This window comes from Acidovorax sp. HMWF029, assembly GCF_003060895.1.
Classification (GTDB): domain Bacteria; phylum Pseudomonadota; class Gammaproteobacteria; order Burkholderiales; family Burkholderiaceae_C; genus Acidovorax.
On record NZ_QAIH01000106.1, the window covers coordinates 1 to 16740 of the forward strand.

A 16740-nucleotide genomic window follows, 5' to 3' on the forward strand; every position below is an offset into this window, starting at 1 on the left:
CTGCGCAAGGAGGGAGGGGCGTGTGCGGGGCATGGCGGGTTCGTTCATACCTTCTCAGGCGACAGGAGGCGCGCCGGCGGCGAGCGCCTTCTTGGCGGCGAACTCGGCGCGCAGGGCCTTGAGCTTTTCGCGCGGGTCTTCGCGGGCCGTGGTCTTGTCCAGGCCCATCTCGGCAATGAAGCGGCTGGGCTGGGCCGACACCATCTCGCGGCCCTTCTTGCGCTTCTTGGTCCAGCTCACGCCCAGGGTGCGCTGGGCGCGGGTGATGCCCACGTACATCAGGCGGCGTTCCTCCTGCAGTCGCTGCAGCGTGTCGTCGCTGACTTTTTGCTGGCGGCCTTCATCGTCGTCGAGCTTGAAGGGCAGCATGCCTTCGGTCACGCCTACCAGCACCACATGGGGCCACTCCAGTCCCTTGCTCGCGTGCAGGGTCGACAGTGTGACCATGTCCTGCTCCTTTTCGCGCTCACTGATGGTGGACAAGAGTGCAATGGTCTGCGACACCTCCAGCAGGCTCTTGGTCTCCTTGGCCACCACGGCGCCCGCCGTGTCGTCGATCTGGCCGCCCGCGCGCTGGGCCATCCAGTCGCAGAACTCCATCACATTGCTCCAGCGAGCGGCTGCCACTTTCTCGCTGTCTTCGTTGTCGTACAGGTGCTGTTCGTAGCCGATTTCCTTGAGCCATTCGTTCAGGAAGGCGCGGGCCTCTTCGGCGCCGTGGGTGCGGCGGGCGCTGTATTCCAGGTAGTTGATGTAGCGGCCAAACTCATGCAGGCCATCCATGGCGCGCTTGGGGACAGCGGCGGGCAGCATGCCGTTGAACAGCGCGCCGAACATGCTTTGTTTGTGCTGGGTGGCAAAGGCGCCCAGCGCGGCCAGCGTGGTGTGGCCGATGCCACGCTTGGGGGTGGTGATGGCGCGCAAGAACGCCGGGTCATCGTCGTTGTTGATCCACAGGCGAAACCAGGCGCACAGGTCCTTGATTTCGGCGCGGTCGAAAAAGCTGGTGCCGCCCGAGACCTTGTAGGGAACGTTGGCCTTGCGCAGTGCCTTCTCGAACGGCTTGGCCTGATGGTTGGCGCGGTACAGGATGGCGAAGTTCTTCCAGTCCGGCGGCGGGTTGCTGGCCGCGCGCAGGCTCAGGATGCGGGCCACGGCGCGCTCGGCCTCGTGCTCTTCGTTGTCGGCGTCGATCACGCGCACAGGCTCGCCTTCACCCAGCTCGCTGAACAGCGTCTTGGGGAACAGCTTGGGGTTGGGCCCGATCACGTTGTTGGCCGCGCGCAGGATGGCGCTGGTGGAGCGGTAGTTCTGCTCCAGCTTGATGACCCTGAGGTGCGGGTAATCCACCGGCAGCTTCTTGAGGTTGTCCAGCGTCGCGCCGCGCCAGCCGTAGATGCTCTGGTCATCGTCGCCCACGGCCGTAAAGTGGCCATCTTTGCCCACCAGCAGCTTGAGCAGCTCGTACTGCGTGGCGTTGGTGTCCTGGTATTCGTCCACCAGCACATGCGAGAGCGCCGCCTGCCATTTGGCGCGCACTTCAGGAAAGTCGCGCAGCAGCCGCAGCGGCATGCCGATCAGGTCGTCAAAGTCCACGCTCTGGTAGGCCGCCAGGCGCTCTTCATAGCGCGCCATCAGCGTGGCGATGATGCGTTCGTTGTCGTCCGCCGCCTGGGCCAGCGCCTGTTCGGAGGTCAGGCCCATGTTCTTCCACTTGCTGATCACCCACTGCCACTGGCGCGCCGTGGCCATGTCGGTGGTGCCGCCCGAGGCTTCCTTGAGGATGCCGGTCACATCGTCGGCATCGAGGATGCTGAACTGGGGCTTGAGGCCCAGCACGTGGCCATCCTCGCGCACCATGCGCACACCCAGTGCGTGGAAGGTGCAGATGAGCACATCCTTGGCGCGCTTGCCGATGAGGTGCCCGGCGCGCTCGCGCATTTCCGACGCCGCCTTGTTGGTGAAGGTAATGGCCGCAATGCGTTTGGGGTCCGTGCCTTTTTCGATCATGTGGGCGATCTTCATGGTGATCACCCGCGTCTTGCCCGAGCCCGCGCCTGCCAGCACCAGGCAGGCCCCGTCGGTGTAGTGAACAGCCTGGAGCTGGGCGAGATTGAGACCGGCAGACATGGAGGGCAGGGGAGCGCGAAACGCAGAAAAGGAGAGGAAATCGGGGGGTGGGCCGGAGCGGCGGCGGCAGGGGCGCGCCCCGCTGCGAAGCGCGCAATGATACCGGCGCGTCTGTGACAGCGACCCGCCCGGGGGCACTGTGCCGGGCTGACAAGGCGCTGACAGGCGGCGCAGCTGCGGGGCGCGCAGGTCTGCCGCTCCGGGAAACCCCGCTAGGGGCTTTGATTTTGCAATTTGATACTTCTTGCGACCCCGCTGTCGCACAGAAGGTGCCGGCGGTGCGGCCCCATCTCTCTGCCATCGAGCAAAAAGCCCCATGATCTCTATCGCACTTTCTGCTGTCGTTTCGTCAGCAATACCCGGCCCGGTCCGCCACTGCCAGCATGTCCGCGCCTGGCGGCCTGTGGCTGCTGTGGCCGCGGCCCTGCTGGCCGTCGGGGCCTTGGCCCCGGCGCAAGCCCAGATCGGTAGCACCACGCCCGTGCGCATTGGCGTGGTGGGACCGTTTTCCGGGCCTTCGGCCGACTTTGGCGTGCCCATGCTCAACGGCATCAAGCTGGCGGTGGACGAGATCAACGCCGTGGGCGGCTACCTGGGGCGGCCGCTGGAGCTGGTCGTCAAGGACGACACGGCCAACCCCGATCTGGGCCGCAAGGTCTCGCAGGAGCTGCTGGCCGAGAAGGTCGTCGCCACCATCGGCTTTTGCAACACCGGCGTGGCGCTCAAGGCCATCGACCTGTTCCAGGACGCCAAAAGCCCGCTCATCGTGCCCTGCGCCACGGGCTCGGCCGTGACGGCCAAGTACCCCGCGCCCGACAGCTACATCTTCCGCGTGCAGGCGCGCGATGCGATCCAGGCGCCCTTCCTGGTGGACGACATCGCCCGCCGCGGCTGGGACAAGGTCGCCATCTTTGCCGACAAGACCGGCTATGGCGAAGGCGGCTACAACGACGTGGTGGCCGCGCTAGCGGCCAAGAACCTCAAGCCCGTGCACGTGGCGCGTTTTGACCTGGGGGTGAAGGATCTCACGGCCGAGCTGACCGCCGCGCGCAACGCGGGCGCCAACGTGGTCTACAGCTACACCGTGGGGCCGGAGAACGCCACCATCGCCAACGGCAAGAAGGCCCTGGGCTGGAAGGTGCCGCAGGTGGGGCCGTGGCCGCTGTCCTTCCCGTTCTTCCTCGAAGGCGCCAAGGACGCGGCGGAGGGCGCGCTCATGGTACAGACCTTCATTGCCGAGCCCAGCAACGAGCGCCGTGCGTCCTTCCTGTCGGGCTACACCCGCAAATACCAAGGCAAGGTGGCCGTGCCCATGGCGGCGGCCAACGCGTACGACGCCACCTATCTGCTGATGTATTCCTTCCTTGGCATCCGCGACGGCAACCTGAACGGCAAGGCCATCAAGGAGTCGCTGGAGGGCAAGATGAAGACCTACTACGGCGTGGTCACCACCTACGACAAGCCGTTCAGCGCGCAGGACAAGGACGCGATCACGCGCAACATGCTGGTCATGGGCATGGTCAAGAACGGCGCCATCACCTTTGCCTACCCCGAGGATGCCAAGCGCAACCTGATCATCCAGCGCAAGCAGTGATACGGATTTGCCTTCAACCGGCTAACGTCCTTTTTGGGGTGTGGAGGGAGCTTTGCAGTGCTACAGCACTGTCTGCGGCTCCCCGCCTGGTTATCCGATTGAATGCCAATCCGTGGAGATGCCGAGGTGCGTTTTGCTTCTGCTGCATGCGTTGTGTGCGATGACCCCCGTCTGACTCTGCGCTGACGGTGCGGCCCTGCACGGGGCAGGCCGCCCGACAATAGCTTTCGTGCTTTCCGTCCTCCTCATCACCTTCCCCTTCTTCGCCCTCGTGCTCTGCGGCTACCTGGCCGCGCGGCGCGGTGTGCTGCCCCAGCCTGCAATTCCGGGGCTCAATGCCTTTGTGCTGTACTTTGCGCTGCCGTGCATGCTGTATCGCTTTGGCGCGAGCACGCCCATTGCGCAGTTGCTCGACCCGGCCGTGGCGGGGGTGTACCTGGTCTGTGCGCTGGTGATGGTGGGGGGGGCGGTGGCGCTCACGCGCAATGCGCGCATCGGCTGGAACGACGCGGCCTTTGGTGCACTGGTGGCCGCCTTCCCCAACACCGGCTTCATGGGCGTGCCGCTGCTGGTGGCGCTGCTGGGTGCGCAGAGCGCAGGCCCGGCCATCGTCACCATCGTGGTGGACATGGTCATCACCAGCTCGCTGTGCATTGCGTTGTCGCGCCTCGATGGTGCGGGTACCCATGGCGTGGGCGTGGCGCTGAAGAACGCCTTCAAGGGCATGGCCACCAACCCCATGCCCTGGTCGATTGCGCTGGGTGCGCTGGCCTCGGCGCTGCAGTTCCAGTTGCCCGGCCCGGTGGACAAGACCATCGCCATGCTGGCCGACGCGGCTTCGCCCGTGGCGCTGTTCACCATTGGCGCGGTGCTGGCGCGCTCGCAGATGAATGCGCACGAGCGGGTGCCAGCGCGGGACTATGTGCCCGTGGCGCTGGCCAAGCTCTTGGTGCACCCGTTCTTGGTGTGGTGCGTGGGCACGGCGGCCATGGCGATGGGTGTGCCGCTCACGCCGTTTGCGCTCACGGTGCTGGTGCTGCTAGCCGCATTGCCCAGCGCCAGCAATGTGTCGCTGCTGGCCGAGAAGTTTGGCGCCAACAACGGGCGGGTGGCGCGCATCATTTTGGTATCCACGGCGCTGGCGTTTGTGAGCTTTTCGGCGGCGGTGGCGTTGCTCACGTGACGTCGTTTGCCGTGGCCGGTGGCGTCTTGCGCCCCACAAAGTAGCTCACGCCAAACATCCCATAAAACTCGGAATGCGGCTCCATCACCATGGGCCGCTCATTTTTCGCCAAAGCCTGCGGCGAAGCCAAAAAACCAAAGATTCCCGCGCAAACCCGCGCCAGTATTAGCGAGAACCAGTTTTATCTACAGCCTAGAACGTGCCAATTCGATCACGCCCCCACTTGCATCGGCAGGCCGCCCTTCCGCTGCACGCAGCCCCCGCGAAAAATGGACCCCGCCAGCCTGTCAGGTGCGTTTGATCATCTCGTTCTGTGTAATAATGATATTAATTCTCATTCCGCCTGATCCCGCAGACCAGCCGCCGCCAGTCTCCACGCACGGGCCCAGGCGCCCCTTCGTTCTTCCTAGGGTCTGCACGTGCTGGAGCGCTATCACCGAGAACTGCTGAACTTCCTTGCGCGTCAGGTCAATGACCGCGACACCGCGGCCGACCTGGCGCAGGAAAGCTTCGTGCGCGTGCTCACCGCCGAATCCTCCGGCCAGGCCGTGCTGGACATGCGCGCGTTCCTCTACCGCACCGCCCGCAACCTCGTTATCGACCAGCACCGGCGCAACGAAGTGCGCCGCCACGATGACCTGGATGCCTGGCCCGAAGACCAGCACCTTCCCGCGCCGCAGCACCTGCAGCCCGAAGAGCGGCTGGCCTCGCAACAAGTGATCCGCGCGTACGTGGCGACCATCGAGGCCCTGCCCGCCCGCTGCCGTGAAGCCTTCGTGCTGCACGTTTTCGATGATTGCAGCCACGCCCGGATTGCCCAGCACATGGGCATCTCCGTCAGCATGGTGGAAAAGCACATCGTGCGCGCCATGGTGGCATGCAAGCTGTGCGAGCGCCGCCTGCGCGGCCAAGGCGGGCGGGACCCGGGCAAGACCGACGTGCGGCGTGAGGCGCCGAGGTAGCCCAGTGCGTCTGCAGCGTTCAGCCGCTGAGCGCCAACCAGGGGTGAGGTTTCGCCCCTTCCCTGCGTCTACATTGACAAGAGAAAGCGATTTGCAACACTGCCATGCCTCCAACCCCGATCGATTCTCGCCCTGAACACGCCCAGGCCACGCGCAAGGACCGGGCCGCTCACGTCGACGCAAGCCATCGGACTGAGCCCGACGCCGAAGAACGCGAGTTCGAGGCCTTCGTCCAGGAGCAGGACCCGCTGGACATTGCGGCAGCCACCTGGGCGACGCGCAAGCGCAGCGGACTCAGCGTCGAGGGCGAAGCCCAGCACCGTGCTTGGCTGGACGCCGACCCCCGCCACGCCCAAGCCCTCGAAGACATGGACGCCACCTTTGGCGAGCTGCAGGAGTTGCCTGATGACGACCGGGCCCAGATGCGCGCCAGGCTGACTGAGCAAGACGCTGCCGCACAGGCCGCTCCACCCCGCACTGCACCACCTGCAGGCCCACCCTTGCCCAAACTGCGGCCATTCACCGTCGGCTTGGGCACAGCCCTGTCTGGACTGCACGGCCTGCCAGGTCTGCTGCGCCCGTTGGCGCCCCAGGCCGCAGCCGCCGCCATCGCCTTTGCCATGGTGGGCGGCGGCTGGATGGGCTGGAGCCATTGGCAGCGCCAGCCCGTGTTCGAACAGGCTTACGCCACCGAACGCGGCCAGCAGCTCAAGGTCATCCTGCCCGACGCCGCCAACCAGGCTGTGGCATCCGGCAGCACCCTGCAACTGGACACCGCCACCCAGACCCAGATACGCCTGTATCGCGACCGGCGCGAGGTGCACCTGCAGAGTGGGCAGGCCATGTTCGCCGTACACAGAGACCCGCAGCGCCCCTTTCACGTGTACGCAGGTGCCCTGCGCATCACAGTCGTCGGCACCCGCTTCTCGGTGCGGCACACCGGCACCGGGCAGGACGCAGGCCAGACCGTGGTGGCCGTGGAAGAAGGTCGGGTGCGTGTGGAGAAGTGGCGCTCCCCGCCCGAAAGCACCGACGGCTCCGCTCCGGTGCAAGACCTGGCCTTCTACTCTGAAGCCCCGGCAGACCACCCCGTGGAGCTGAGCGCCGGCCAGACCCTGGGCGCTGACGCCCGTGGCCACATCGGCCCGGTGGCCACGATGGCCGCCAACGCCATTGCCCCCTGGCGCGACGGGCGACTCAGCTTCAATCAGATCCCCTTGGCCCAGGCCATTGCCGAGTTTGATCGCTACGGCCGCACCGGCCTGGTGGTGAGCGACCCCACTGTGGCCGCTCTACCAGTGGGCGGCAGCTACAGCATCAATCAGTGGCAGCGGTTTGCCGAAACCCTGCCGCGGGTGTTACCCGTGCGCCTGGTGCGCCGGGGCGAGGTCACGGAAGTGGTGGCGCAGTGAGATGAACGGGGTTGCAGAAACTTTCTGAAAAATTCTCATTTGCAACATGAGGGTAGCGCAGGGGTGTTGCGTCTTCTTCGGTACGACGGGCTGGTGCGGAGTGCTCCGGCCCGGCAAATCAGCTACCAAACGAGGAGTTTTCAACCATGCGACCCATGCCGCTGTACCAGCGCTTCACCCCTGCCACCCTGGCCATGGCCGCCGCGACGGCCATGGCGTTGGCAGCCGGCCACGTGCCGCTGGCTCATGCCCAAAGCAGCAGGGCCGGTGCGGCCGTCACACCCATCGCCATCAACATCCCGGCGCAGCCACTGGGGCAGGCGCTGAACGAGCTGGCGCGGCAGGCAAACCTGCAGATGACGTTTCCGGCGGCGCTGGTAGCGGGGAAGCAGGCGCCTGCGGTGGCGGGGCAGCTGACGGCGCTGCAGGCACTGGATCGGCTGCTTGCTGACCACGGACTTGCAGCCGCAATGGATGGCACTTCTGTGATCGTGCGAAAACTGCCAGCGGGAGCAGTCGCTCCGAATGTTTTGCCAACGGTGCGCGTCGTCGCCACGACCGAACGCCCTGGCGACCTGCCCAAGGCCTATGCCGGCGGCCAAGTCGCCACAGGCGCCCGCATGGGTGTCCTGGGCAATCAGAATGTGATGGACATCCCCTTTAGCGTGACCAGCTACACCGCCGAACTGATGGAAAACCGGCAAGCACGCACAGTGGCCGATGTGTTGACCAGCGACCCATCGGTGCGTAACACCGTCACCACCGGGCACCAGTACGAGAACTTCAAAGTCCGCGGATTCACGATCAGCCGTGGCGACTTTGCCATTGATGGCCTGTTTGGCATGAGCGGGAACAGCAACAGCACCATCGAGATGTTCGAACGCGTGGAACTGCTCAAAGGCCCCAGCATGCTGTTCACCGGCATGGCCCCTAGTGGCGGAGTGGGAGCAGTCATCAACATGGTGCCCAAGCGCGCTGGCGACGAAGCGCTGAACCGTGTGACCGTTGACGCGCAAAGCGCCAGCCAGCTGGGCACCAACGTGGACATTGGCCGCCGTTTTGGTGAAGACAACGCGTTTGGCCTGCGCATCAATGGTCGTTTCGCCGATGGCGAAACAACCCTGCAAGGCCAGGATGAACGGCGCGAATTCGTGTCCGCCGCGCTGGACTACCGCAACAAGGCCCTCAAGGCGTCGCTCGACGTGTACAACAGCAAAGAAGCGGTCACGGGCGGCGTGGGCGCGATGTACTGGTTTGCCACCACCAACACGGTCCCGGCGGCCCCAGACCCCAGCATCAATCAGTTCCCCAGCGCTCAAGGCGTGCTGGATTCTCAGGCTGCGATTGCTCGTGTCGAGTACGACTTCAATCCCAATCTCTCCGCCTTTGCCGCAGCCGGCACGGCGAAGTCCAAAAACTCAGGCTACACGGGCGGTTCCATCGTCAATAGCATCAACGCCGCTGGTACCAGCACCAGTTCCCTGACGTACGGCACGCTGGGATACCAGAACAATAAGACCGCCGAAGTGGGCCTGCGCGGGCACTTGGCCACCGGGTCGGTGCAGCATGAGGTTGTTCTGCAAGCCTCTACCCTGGCCAACGAGACTGGGTCGGCCAGCGCCACAAACAGAATCGCCAGCACGAACATCTACAACCCGACCTACGTCGCCATGCCTGCCGTTCCGACCTTCGCGCCGAAGACGGCGGAGAGCCAATGGACTGGCGTAACGCTGGCCGACACGCTGTCCGCCTGGAACGACCAGTTGCGGCTGACGCTGGCTATGCGCCACCAGCGCATCCAGACCACCAGTTTCAGCACGGCCGGCGCCGTTACCGCCGATTACGACAAAAACTCATGGGCGCCGGCTGTGGGCGTGGTGCTCAAGCCCTGGGGGGAGGGACTGTCGCTGTACGCCAACTATGTTGAGGCTTTGAGCCAAGGCGAGTCGGTGACCCGAATTGCCGGCTACGCACAGGACTACACCTTCGAGCCCTACAAGACCAAACAGCACGAACTCGGGGTCAAGTGGAATCTGGGCCGCTTCGCCCACACCGCGGCCCTGTACCAGCTGGCCCAACCCCAGTTGCTCGCCACCGGCACTGCGCCCAACCTGATCGCATCCCTCAACGGCGAGAAGCGCGTGCGTGGACTGGAGTGGAGCACCTTTGGCGAGGTTGCCAACAACGTCCGGCTGTTGGGCGGCGTGGCGTATACCCAGGGCGTGCAGACCAAAACCCAAGGCGGGCTGACAGATGGGAAAGACGCCGTGGGCGTGCCCCGTTGGCAAGGCAACCTGGGTGCCGAATGGGACACCCCATGGGTGCCTGGTCTCACCCTCACGGCCCAGGTCACCGCCACTAGCAGCCAGTACCTGAACGCCACCAACACCCTGTCTATTCCTAGCTGGGCTTTGCTCGACCTGGGGGTGCGCTATGCCATGCGGGTGGCCGGCAAGAAGGTGGTCGCCAAGCTGGGGGTGTCGAACGCTTCGGACAAGCACTACTACTCGGGCTCATTCCGCGACACCCGGCCCATTGCCAACCTGGGTCAGGGTCGGGTGGTTTCAGCTTCAGTCACGGCGGACTTCTGATTTTCCCAAAGACCACGAAGGGCGCCACCGCCGGCAACACTCCATGGAAATGAGCACCTTGATCGGATTGGCGCTGGCTTTTGCTGCTTGCCTGGTCACTTACCTCGCATCACCCAACCAGCGCTGGCGCGAGGTGCCCGTGCCCCCGCTACCGGCGCGGGCCGGCGGCCTTGGCCTGTGCGTGGCCGCCTGGCTCTGTCTTGCCCACAGCCGACAGCCGCTGACAGCCACCCTGGTGCTCTACACAGCGCTGATGGTGTCCTGCGTGGCACTGGCATGCAGCGGCGCACTGCCGGGTCTGCTGAAGAAAAAAAGATGAAATGAACGAAAAAAAGCCACAGCCCATTCAACGTGACTGGCTCTCAAAGACCCTAGCCGGCCTCTTGCTGGGCGGCGTTCTGGCCCTGGTCCTCAGCAGTCTGTTCGCCCAACTGAACGGCGACTTGCCCTTCAGCGCGCGCCGTCAGTTGGCAAACTGGATGGTGCCCCCGACCTGGCTGGGTGTGCTGGGCACCGTCTATTTCTTCTCAAGCGGACTACGGGCTTGGCTGTGGCTGGGAGGCTGGGCTGCCTTGCTGACGGCAGTCTCCTATCTGCTGCGACTCACATGAGCATTTGAATTAAGCATGAAAACCGAGTACGTCCGCATTTACAAATCGGTGCACACCTGGGTCGGCATCGTCAGCGGGATGGCGCTGTTCATCGCGTTCTATGCGGGGGCACTGAACATCTTCAAGGAACCGCTGAATCGATGGGCCGCCCCGCCAATCCAGGAAAGGCGTCTCATCCCGCTGGCCGACACCCAGGACCTTATCACCAAGACCTTGACCAGCAGCCCGTCGGCGGAGAAAGGGTTCTTGGTCTATTTGGAGGATGCCGAGCACATCCCGGCACGGATGGCCTGGCGCGTCCGTGGACCGGGTGATGGTGAGGACAATGCATCCGCTCCGATCACTCATGTCGCGAGCCTTGACCAGCAGGGCAAGGCGCAGGTGGAGGCGTTCCAGGGCAACCGTCTGGCGTCCTTCATCGACCACCTCCACAGGGTTGTCGGCCTGCCCGTCGACAACGACATGAACCGCTGGGTCATGGGCGTGTTCGCCACGCTTTACGCCTTGGCATTGATCTCGGGCCTGGTGATCCTGCTGCCCTCGCTAGCCAAAGATCTGTTCGCGTTGCGGATTGGCAAGAATCTGAAGCGAATGTGGCTCGACACGCACAACGTAGTGGGTGTGTTGAGTCTGCCCTTTCACATCGTCATTGCAGTGACGGCCGTCGTGTTCGCGTACCACGATCCTATCTATGCGTTGCAGGACAAAACCATACACGCAGGGGCCAAACCGGCCGACGACCAACGTGGGCGCGCTGCGGCCAAAGCCGCGGTCAGACGTGACCCTGCGGAGATGTTGTCGCCTGTGGCGTTGGTGGACAAGGTGAAGGCGTTTTCTCCCACCTTCGAGCCAGCCTTCATGCAATACCGAAGGGTCGCGGAAGCCAGCGCTGAAGTCAGGGTGTGGGGCAAGGACGCAGCGGGCATCATGCCGCGGCCTCGTGGCGGCTTTGTGAGCCTTGACCCCTACAGCGGGAAGATCACCAGCAGTGACCGGATGCCCGGCCGGCAGGACGGGCCGGCCTTGATCATCCACAGCCTGTTTGCGCTTCACATGGGCGCTTTCGGCGGCGTCGCCGTGCAATGGATGTATTTTTTGCTGGGTCTGGCCGGCGCCTGGCTGTTCTACAGCGGCAACCTGCTGTGGGTGGAATCGCGCTGCGTCAAGCCATTTCGGGGCGCTTCAGGCAGCGATGCCCCCCCTTTGCAGCGACGCCATGTGCAACTCATGGCCAATGCTTGCGTGGGTGTTTGCCTGGGCAGCGTTTGCGGCATCTCCCTCAGCATCGTTTCTGCAAAGTGGCTGCATGCTCACGTAGAGAACATGGCTGCTGGGCATCAGTGGGTCTATTACGGCATGTTCTTCGCGGCGCTGGCCTGGTCCTTCTGGCGCGGGGCCGCGCGCGCGGCCGTTCATTTGCTGTGCTTGGCAGCCGCTTTCACGCTGGCCATTCCGGCCAGCAGCCTGCTGGGCTGGCTGCTGCCTGGCCTGGGCCTGTGGGCTCACGGCAGTGCGGCGAGTTTGAGTGTCGATGCAGTTGGCTTGGTCGGCGGCATGTGCTTCGCCTGGCTGGCCCTTGCGACCAGACAGCGCGTGCTTTTCGGCCCGTCTCACAGCATCTGGTCGGTCAAATCCATCGCCTGAGCTGCCCGGGCTCGACGCCGCGGCACGTCAATGTTTGCGGAGCCCATTCCCACGGAGGGTCGGCCGTGTGGTCCAGCAGGCCATCGCCACCGTGTCGAAGAACACGCGCCTTGGCCCGGCTATTCGGCGCTTTGCCCTTGACCGGCGTGGGTATCGTTGATCATGGCGCCCCTTGCGCATGATTTGTACGGTGGGCTAAAAGCAGGCTGCTCACGGTGAGCGGCTGGACAGATGGGTCGTTGGCGTGGTGTCGGCGACCAAGCATGTGGATGCCTGATGCACAACGACGTCATTGTTTTGGTGCCAATTTACTCGCCAAGTCTGACCGGGCAGGGGCAAGCTCCTCAGCCAATGTTTTGGCTCATGCGGTTGAATCTCCTATCGGTAGGGCATGGCCACCAATCCCATGCCCTGGTCAATTGCACTGGGTGCGCTGGCTTCGGCGCTGCAGCTCAAGCTGCCTGACCCGGTCGATAAAACGGTGGCCATGCTGGCCGATGCGGCATCGCCCGTGGCGCTGTTCGCCATTGGCGCGGTGTTGGCCCGCTCGCAGATGAACCAGCACGAGCAGGTCCCCGCGCGCGACTATGTGCCGGTGGCGCTGGCCAAGTTGCTGGTGCACCCGCTGCTGGTGTTGGGCGCAGGCACCGCAGCCATGGCGCTGGGGGTGCCGCTCACGCCGTTTGCACTCACGGTGCTGGTGCTGCTGGCGGCGCTGCCCAGCGCCAGCAATGTGTCGCTGCTGGCCGAGAAGTTTGGCGCCAACAACGGGCGGGTGGCGCGCATCATTTTGGTGTCCACAGCGCTGGCGTTTGTGAGCTTTTCGGCTGCGGTGGCGTTGCTGATCTGATTGCTACTGATTTTGTAGCTGTTTGCGCCCGTCCCATGCGCGCAGAAGCCGAAAAAAGCCTGATTTTTTGCGCCGGGGCGAAAAAAAACCGGCTCAGGCGAGCCGGTTTTTTGTGGGGGCTACCGGGTTCAGTAGCGGCCGCCGCCGTGGCCACCTGTGCCATAGCCCACATCTGCGCGCTTGCTGGCGGTGTAGCCGCCTGCATCGCTGCGTTCTTCGCGCGGGCGGGCCAGGTTCACCACAATCGAGCGGCCGTCCACGGACATGCCGTGCAGCGCCTTGATGGCGGCCTGGGCCACGTCGGCGTTGGCCATCTCGACAAAGCCGAAGCCTTTGGAGCGGCCCGTGTCACGGTCCATCATGACCTTGGCTGACGACACGCCGCCAAACTCGGCAAAGTTGCTGTTCAGGCTGGCATCGGTCACGGAATAGGGCAGGTTGCCCACATAGATTTTGCTGCTCATGGAAGAGCCTTTCTGAAAATGGCGCGCAACGATTCGCGCACCGTTGGGGTTCTGTGCGGCGGATGGGAAATCCGCAGCGGGGGCAAGGTGGATGGCAGGTGCGTGGGGCCGCAGCAGGCCATCAACATTGGGGCGGGTGCTGCATGCTGGTTTGCAGCCAGCCCTGCGTGACGGCAAAAAGCCGTGCGGCTTCGCGCGAGGCGAAGGCTTTGTCAAAACGGAACACGCGGCAATAACTGCCGTTGCCCTGGGAGCGATGGACCGAGAAAGAGGCGCGAAAGCGGCCGCAGTCGGTGGGGTGTGTCGCGGGCGAAACGACGTAGGCGCCCATGGAAATGGCAGGCTGTGAAATCTGGATCAATCAGGATCGCGGGCCGCAAAGGTGGCCTGCGTGAGCATCAAGGGACGCGGTGGGCTGCAGCTCTACAGACCCACGGGGCGACAAAGGTCGCAAAAACTGCGCTGGCGTGGGGCGGAGTGCACCCCGTGACAGACGTTGCGGTGATGACCCGAGGAAGGAGCCATGGCTGCAACAGCCCGAAGTATATTGCTATTTGAATTTAAATTCAAATTAATATTATTTTTGGTTTTAAAAAGCGGATGCCCGAGGCTCTGCAAGACCTGCGCAGCAGGCGCTGAATGCTTCTGATTTGATAGCTGGTTGCGCTTGTGCAATGCGCGCCAGGACCCAAAAATGCCTCAAATCACCAGCGGGTCCACATCCACCAGCCAGCGCACCAGCCCCTTGTGCTCGGGTGCACTGCGCGTGGCCTGCAGCACAGGCTGCCAGGCGGCCAGGAAGCGCTGCAGGGCAGTGCGGCTCCCGCTTTCCATGAGCATCTGGGCGCGCTCGACATTCGCCACGCGCTGGATGGTCAGCGGCACCGGGGGGAACAGCGTTACCGCCTCCAGCCCCGGCAGGCCCGCTGCATGCGCGGCGGCTGTGGCGGCGGTGAGGAAGCCCTGGGCCACCTCCTGCGTGCGCGCGTCGGCCCGCACCAGGGCCTGGTAGGCAAATGGGGGCATGGCGGCTTCCTCGCGCTCTTTCAATTGCTGGGCGGCGAAGGCCTCGTAGTCGTGTTTGCGCAGCGCCTCGTACACGGCGTGCTGGGGATGGAAGGTCTGCACCCACATCTCGCACTGCGTGCCATGAACTGCTTGTGCGGCCATGTACGCAGCGTCGCGCCCGGCGCGGCCTGCTGCCTGCATGAGCAGCGCAAACAGCCGCTCGGGCGCACGGAAGTCGCTGCTGAACAGCGCCCCATCGGGTTGCACGGCGGCCACCAGGGTGATGCGCCGGAAGTCGTGGCCCTTGGCAATCATCTGTGTGCCCACCAGCACATCCACTTCACCCGAATGCACCTGCGCCAGCTGGGCCTCCAGCGCGCCCTTGGCCTTGGTGGTGTCGGCGTCGATGCGGGCGATGCGCGCGGGCGTGCGGTCGGGCCGCAGCACCTCGGACAGCAGGTCGCCAAGCTGCTCTTCGAGCTGCTCGGTGCCCCGGCCCATGGAATGGATGTCGGGGCTGCCGCAGGTGGGGCAGTGGTAGGGCACGCGCACGGTGTAGCCGCAGTGGTGGCAGCGCAGGGTGCGGTCGGTCTTGTGAAAAACCTGGTGCGCGCTGCAGTGCGGGCAGTCGCTTTTCCAGCCGCAGTCGGCGCAGTGCAGCACGGGCGCGTAGCCCCGGCGGTTGAGAAGCACCATGCTCTGCTCGCCGCGCGCCACGCGCTCGCTGATGGCGGCCAGCAGCGGTGCGCTGAAGATGGCGCGGCGCGGCTGCTGGTTCATGTCCACGCGGCGCACGCGGGCCAGGGCGCCCGCGCCGATCCGGCTGGGCATGGCCAGCCGCACATAGCGCCCCACGGCGGGGTCGCTCGCGTGCCAGCTTTCCAGTGACGGCGTGGCCGAGCCCAGCAGCACCTTGGCGCCTTGTTCACGCCCACGCCAGATGGCCAGGTCGCGCGCCGAATAGCGGGCGCCCTCCTGCTGCTTGTAGCTCGGGTCGTGCTCCTCGTCCACGACGATGATCTTCAGTCCCGGCAGGCTGGCAAACACCGCCATGCGCGTGCCCAGCACGATGCGCGCCGCGCCACTGTGGGCGGCCAGCCAGCTTTTGAGGCGCTGGGGGTTGGTCATGCCGCTGTGCAGCGAGACCACGGCCTGGCTGCCAAAGCGGGGGGCGAAGCGGGTGGTGAAGCGTTCTTCGAGCTGGGGGGTGAGGTTGATCTCGGGCACCATCACCAGCGCCTGCGCCCTGGGGTCGGCCTCCAGCGCCTCCTGCACACAGCGCAGGTAGACCTCGGTCTTGCCGCTGCCGGTGCTGCCAAACAGCAGGAAGGGGCCGGATTCAGAGGAAATTCGGGCCCTTGCGCGCTCCTGTTCTAGGGTAAGTGCTATCAATGAGATAGCGTTTTCGCTGCTGTCCTGGTCCAGCGACTTGGCAGTGCGCTTGAGCCGGCGCGCCAGCTGGTCGGGCTGCAGGTCGCGCAACTGGGGCGGCAGGGCGGCCAGCGCCACTTCGCCCAGGGCGCGCTGGTAGTAGCGCGCGGCAAAGGCCACCAGGCGGCGCCAGGGCTGCCCCAGTGGTTCCACACCCTCTAGCACGCCCGCCACCGGCCGCATGGCCGCGCCCTCGGGCAACTCGCCCGTGGCCTCGGTGGCGTCCCACACCACGCCCAGCACCTCGCGCTTGCCCAGCGGCACCCGCACCAGCGTGCCGGGGGGCAGAGGCTGCGTGCTGGTGTAGCTGAGCAAGTCCCCCACCCCGCTGTGCGACGGGGTATGCAATGCAATGTGGACGATGGCGGTGTGGATAGGCACAGGCTATGGCAGTTACGGGGGCTTGTGGAGGTGGTGTGGAGGTTTGGCCGCTAAGTGCTTGATTTGGTGTGCCGAGCGAGTAATCCCGTCTTTCTGTGGATAACTTTGTTGACATCCTGCGTCCACACCCCGCCAACCCGCATGAATACTGGCGCCAAACAGAATGCCCACAAAAATGGCAGCACTAAAAAATCCTTATGAATCAATCATCTGAAGAAATTTGAGTGCATTTTCTGTGCTATGGCTGGGTGGTGGCTGCATGTTGCGTCGCATCAAGATTTGTGTGCATAAGTCGAACATCACTTTGGCGTCAAGGCCCAGATCAGCCCCAAATTTGTGCTAGCCGGTGCACCGCTTGTTCAGGGTTTTTTGCGGTTTAGCCTGCAAGTGCTTGATTTGACAAGGGTTTTGCAAGAAATCCAAAATTTCTGTGGATAACTTTGTTGATATCCCCTGTGTTTGTCTCGCAAGTCCTTGAA

The 16740-nt window shown here is 64.4% G+C and carries 12 protein-coding genes and 1 pseudogene; 9 read left to right on the forward strand and 4 right to left on the reverse strand.

Translation table 11 applies throughout. The annotated features are described in order from the left end of the window. Positions 1–54: 54 nt before the first annotated feature. Entirely contained in the window at positions 55–2130 is a 2076-nt protein-coding gene (locus tag DBR12_RS07095) for an ATP-dependent helicase (protein ID WP_108616614.1), read from the reverse strand. A 316-nt stretch (positions 2131–2446) separates the two neighbouring features. On the opposite strand from DBR12_RS07095, the gene DBR12_RS07100 reads away from it, so the two are divergent. From DBR12_RS07100 to DBR12_RS07140, 9 genes and pseudogenes are all read left to right on the forward strand, one after another. After that, on the forward strand, positions 2447–3724 hold the full coding sequence (locus DBR12_RS07100) for an ABC transporter substrate-binding protein (protein ID WP_233244337.1): 1278 nt from the start codon (positions 2447–2449) through the stop codon (positions 3722–3724). 229 nt (positions 3725–3953) lie between these two features. Continuing rightward, positions 3954–4907, forward strand: coding sequence for an AEC family transporter (locus DBR12_RS07105; protein WP_108616616.1), 954 nt, complete (start codon positions 3954–3956; stop codon positions 4905–4907). A gap of 419 nt (positions 4908–5326) precedes the next feature. Beyond that, positions 5327–5869, forward strand: a complete 543-nt coding sequence (locus DBR12_RS07110) for a sigma-70 family RNA polymerase sigma factor (RefSeq protein ID WP_108616617.1) — start codon at positions 5327–5329, stop codon at positions 5867–5869. Positions 5870–5973: 104 nt separating this feature from the next. Then, positions 5974–7281, forward strand: coding sequence for a FecR family protein (locus DBR12_RS07115; RefSeq protein ID WP_108616618.1), 1308 nt, complete (start codon positions 5974–5976; stop codon positions 7279–7281). Positions 7282–7427: 146 nt separating this feature from the next. Continuing rightward, on the forward strand, positions 7428–9872 hold the full coding sequence (locus tag DBR12_RS07120; RefSeq protein ID WP_233244338.1) for a TonB-dependent receptor: 2445 nt from the start codon (positions 7428–7430) through the stop codon (positions 9870–9872). A 43-nt stretch (positions 9873–9915) separates the two neighbouring features. Then, positions 9916–10191 carry a hypothetical protein gene (locus DBR12_RS07125; protein WP_146185492.1) on the forward strand — a complete coding sequence of 92 codons (276 nt, stop codon included), beginning with the start codon at positions 9916–9918 and terminating at the stop codon, positions 10189–10191. Between the two features lies 1 nt (position 10192). Beyond that, entirely contained in the window at positions 10193–10483 is a 291-nt protein-coding gene (locus DBR12_RS07130; RefSeq protein WP_108616621.1) for a hypothetical protein, read from the forward strand. Between the two features lie 15 nt (positions 10484–10498). After that, positions 10499–12127 carry a PepSY domain-containing protein gene (locus DBR12_RS07135; protein WP_108616622.1) on the forward strand — a complete coding sequence of 543 codons (1629 nt, stop codon included), beginning with the start codon at positions 10499–10501 and terminating at the stop codon, positions 12125–12127. A 388-nt stretch (positions 12128–12515) separates the two neighbouring features. After that, positions 12516–12977, forward strand: a pseudogene (locus DBR12_RS07140) (AEC family transporter); the annotation flags it as partial. Between the two features lie 128 nt (positions 12978–13105). Here the strand turns inward: DBR12_RS07140 and DBR12_RS07145 are convergent. The 3 genes from DBR12_RS07145 to priA form a co-directional block, all read right to left on the reverse strand. Then, the gene (locus DBR12_RS07145) at positions 13106–13441 is read right to left on the reverse strand and encodes an RNA-binding protein (RefSeq protein ID WP_108616623.1); all 336 of its coding nucleotides are present in this window, start codon (positions 13439–13441) and stop codon (positions 13106–13108) included. 121 nt (positions 13442–13562) lie between these two features. Continuing rightward, positions 13563–13772 (reverse strand): hypothetical protein, encoded by a 210-nt coding sequence (locus DBR12_RS07150; protein ID WP_108616625.1) that lies wholly within the window; start codon positions 13770–13772, stop codon positions 13563–13565. Between the two features lie 368 nt (positions 13773–14140). Continuing rightward, the gene (priA, locus tag DBR12_RS07155; protein WP_369861399.1) at positions 14141–16255 is read right to left on the reverse strand and encodes a primosomal protein N'; all 2115 of its coding nucleotides are present in this window, start codon (positions 16253–16255) and stop codon (positions 14141–14143) included. Between the last annotated feature and the right edge of the window lie 485 nt (positions 16256–16740).

Excerpts from the sequence above, each read along its gene's own strand:
- DBR12_RS07150 (WP_108616625.1), bottom strand. The coding sequence starts at position 13,772 with ATGGGCGCCTACGTCGTTTCGCCCGCGACACACCCCACCGACTGCGGC.
- DBR12_RS07130 (WP_108616621.1), top strand. The coding sequence starts at position 10,193 with ATGAACGAAAAAAAGCCACAGCCCATTCAACGTGACTGGCTCTCAAAG.
- DBR12_RS07125 (WP_146185492.1), top strand. The coding sequence starts at position 9,916 with ATGGAAATGAGCACCTTGATCGGATTGGCGCTGGCTTTTGCTGCTTGC.
- DBR12_RS07095 (WP_108616614.1), bottom strand. The coding sequence starts at position 2,130 with ATGTCTGCCGGTCTCAATCTCGCCCAGCTCCAGGCTGTTCACTACACC.
- DBR12_RS07120 (WP_233244338.1), top strand. The coding sequence starts at position 7,428 with ATGCGACCCATGCCGCTGTACCAGCGCTTCACCCCTGCCACCCTGGCC.
- DBR12_RS07115 (WP_108616618.1), top strand. The coding sequence starts at position 5,974 with ATGCCTCCAACCCCGATCGATTCTCGCCCTGAACACGCCCAGGCCACG.
- DBR12_RS07100 (WP_233244337.1), top strand. The coding sequence starts at position 2,447 with ATGATCTCTATCGCACTTTCTGCTGTCGTTTCGTCAGCAATACCCGGC.
- DBR12_RS07145 (WP_108616623.1), bottom strand. The coding sequence starts at position 13,441 with ATGAGCAGCAAAATCTATGTGGGCAACCTGCCCTATTCCGTGACCGAT.
- DBR12_RS07135 (WP_108616622.1), top strand. The coding sequence starts at position 10,499 with ATGAAAACCGAGTACGTCCGCATTTACAAATCGGTGCACACCTGGGTC.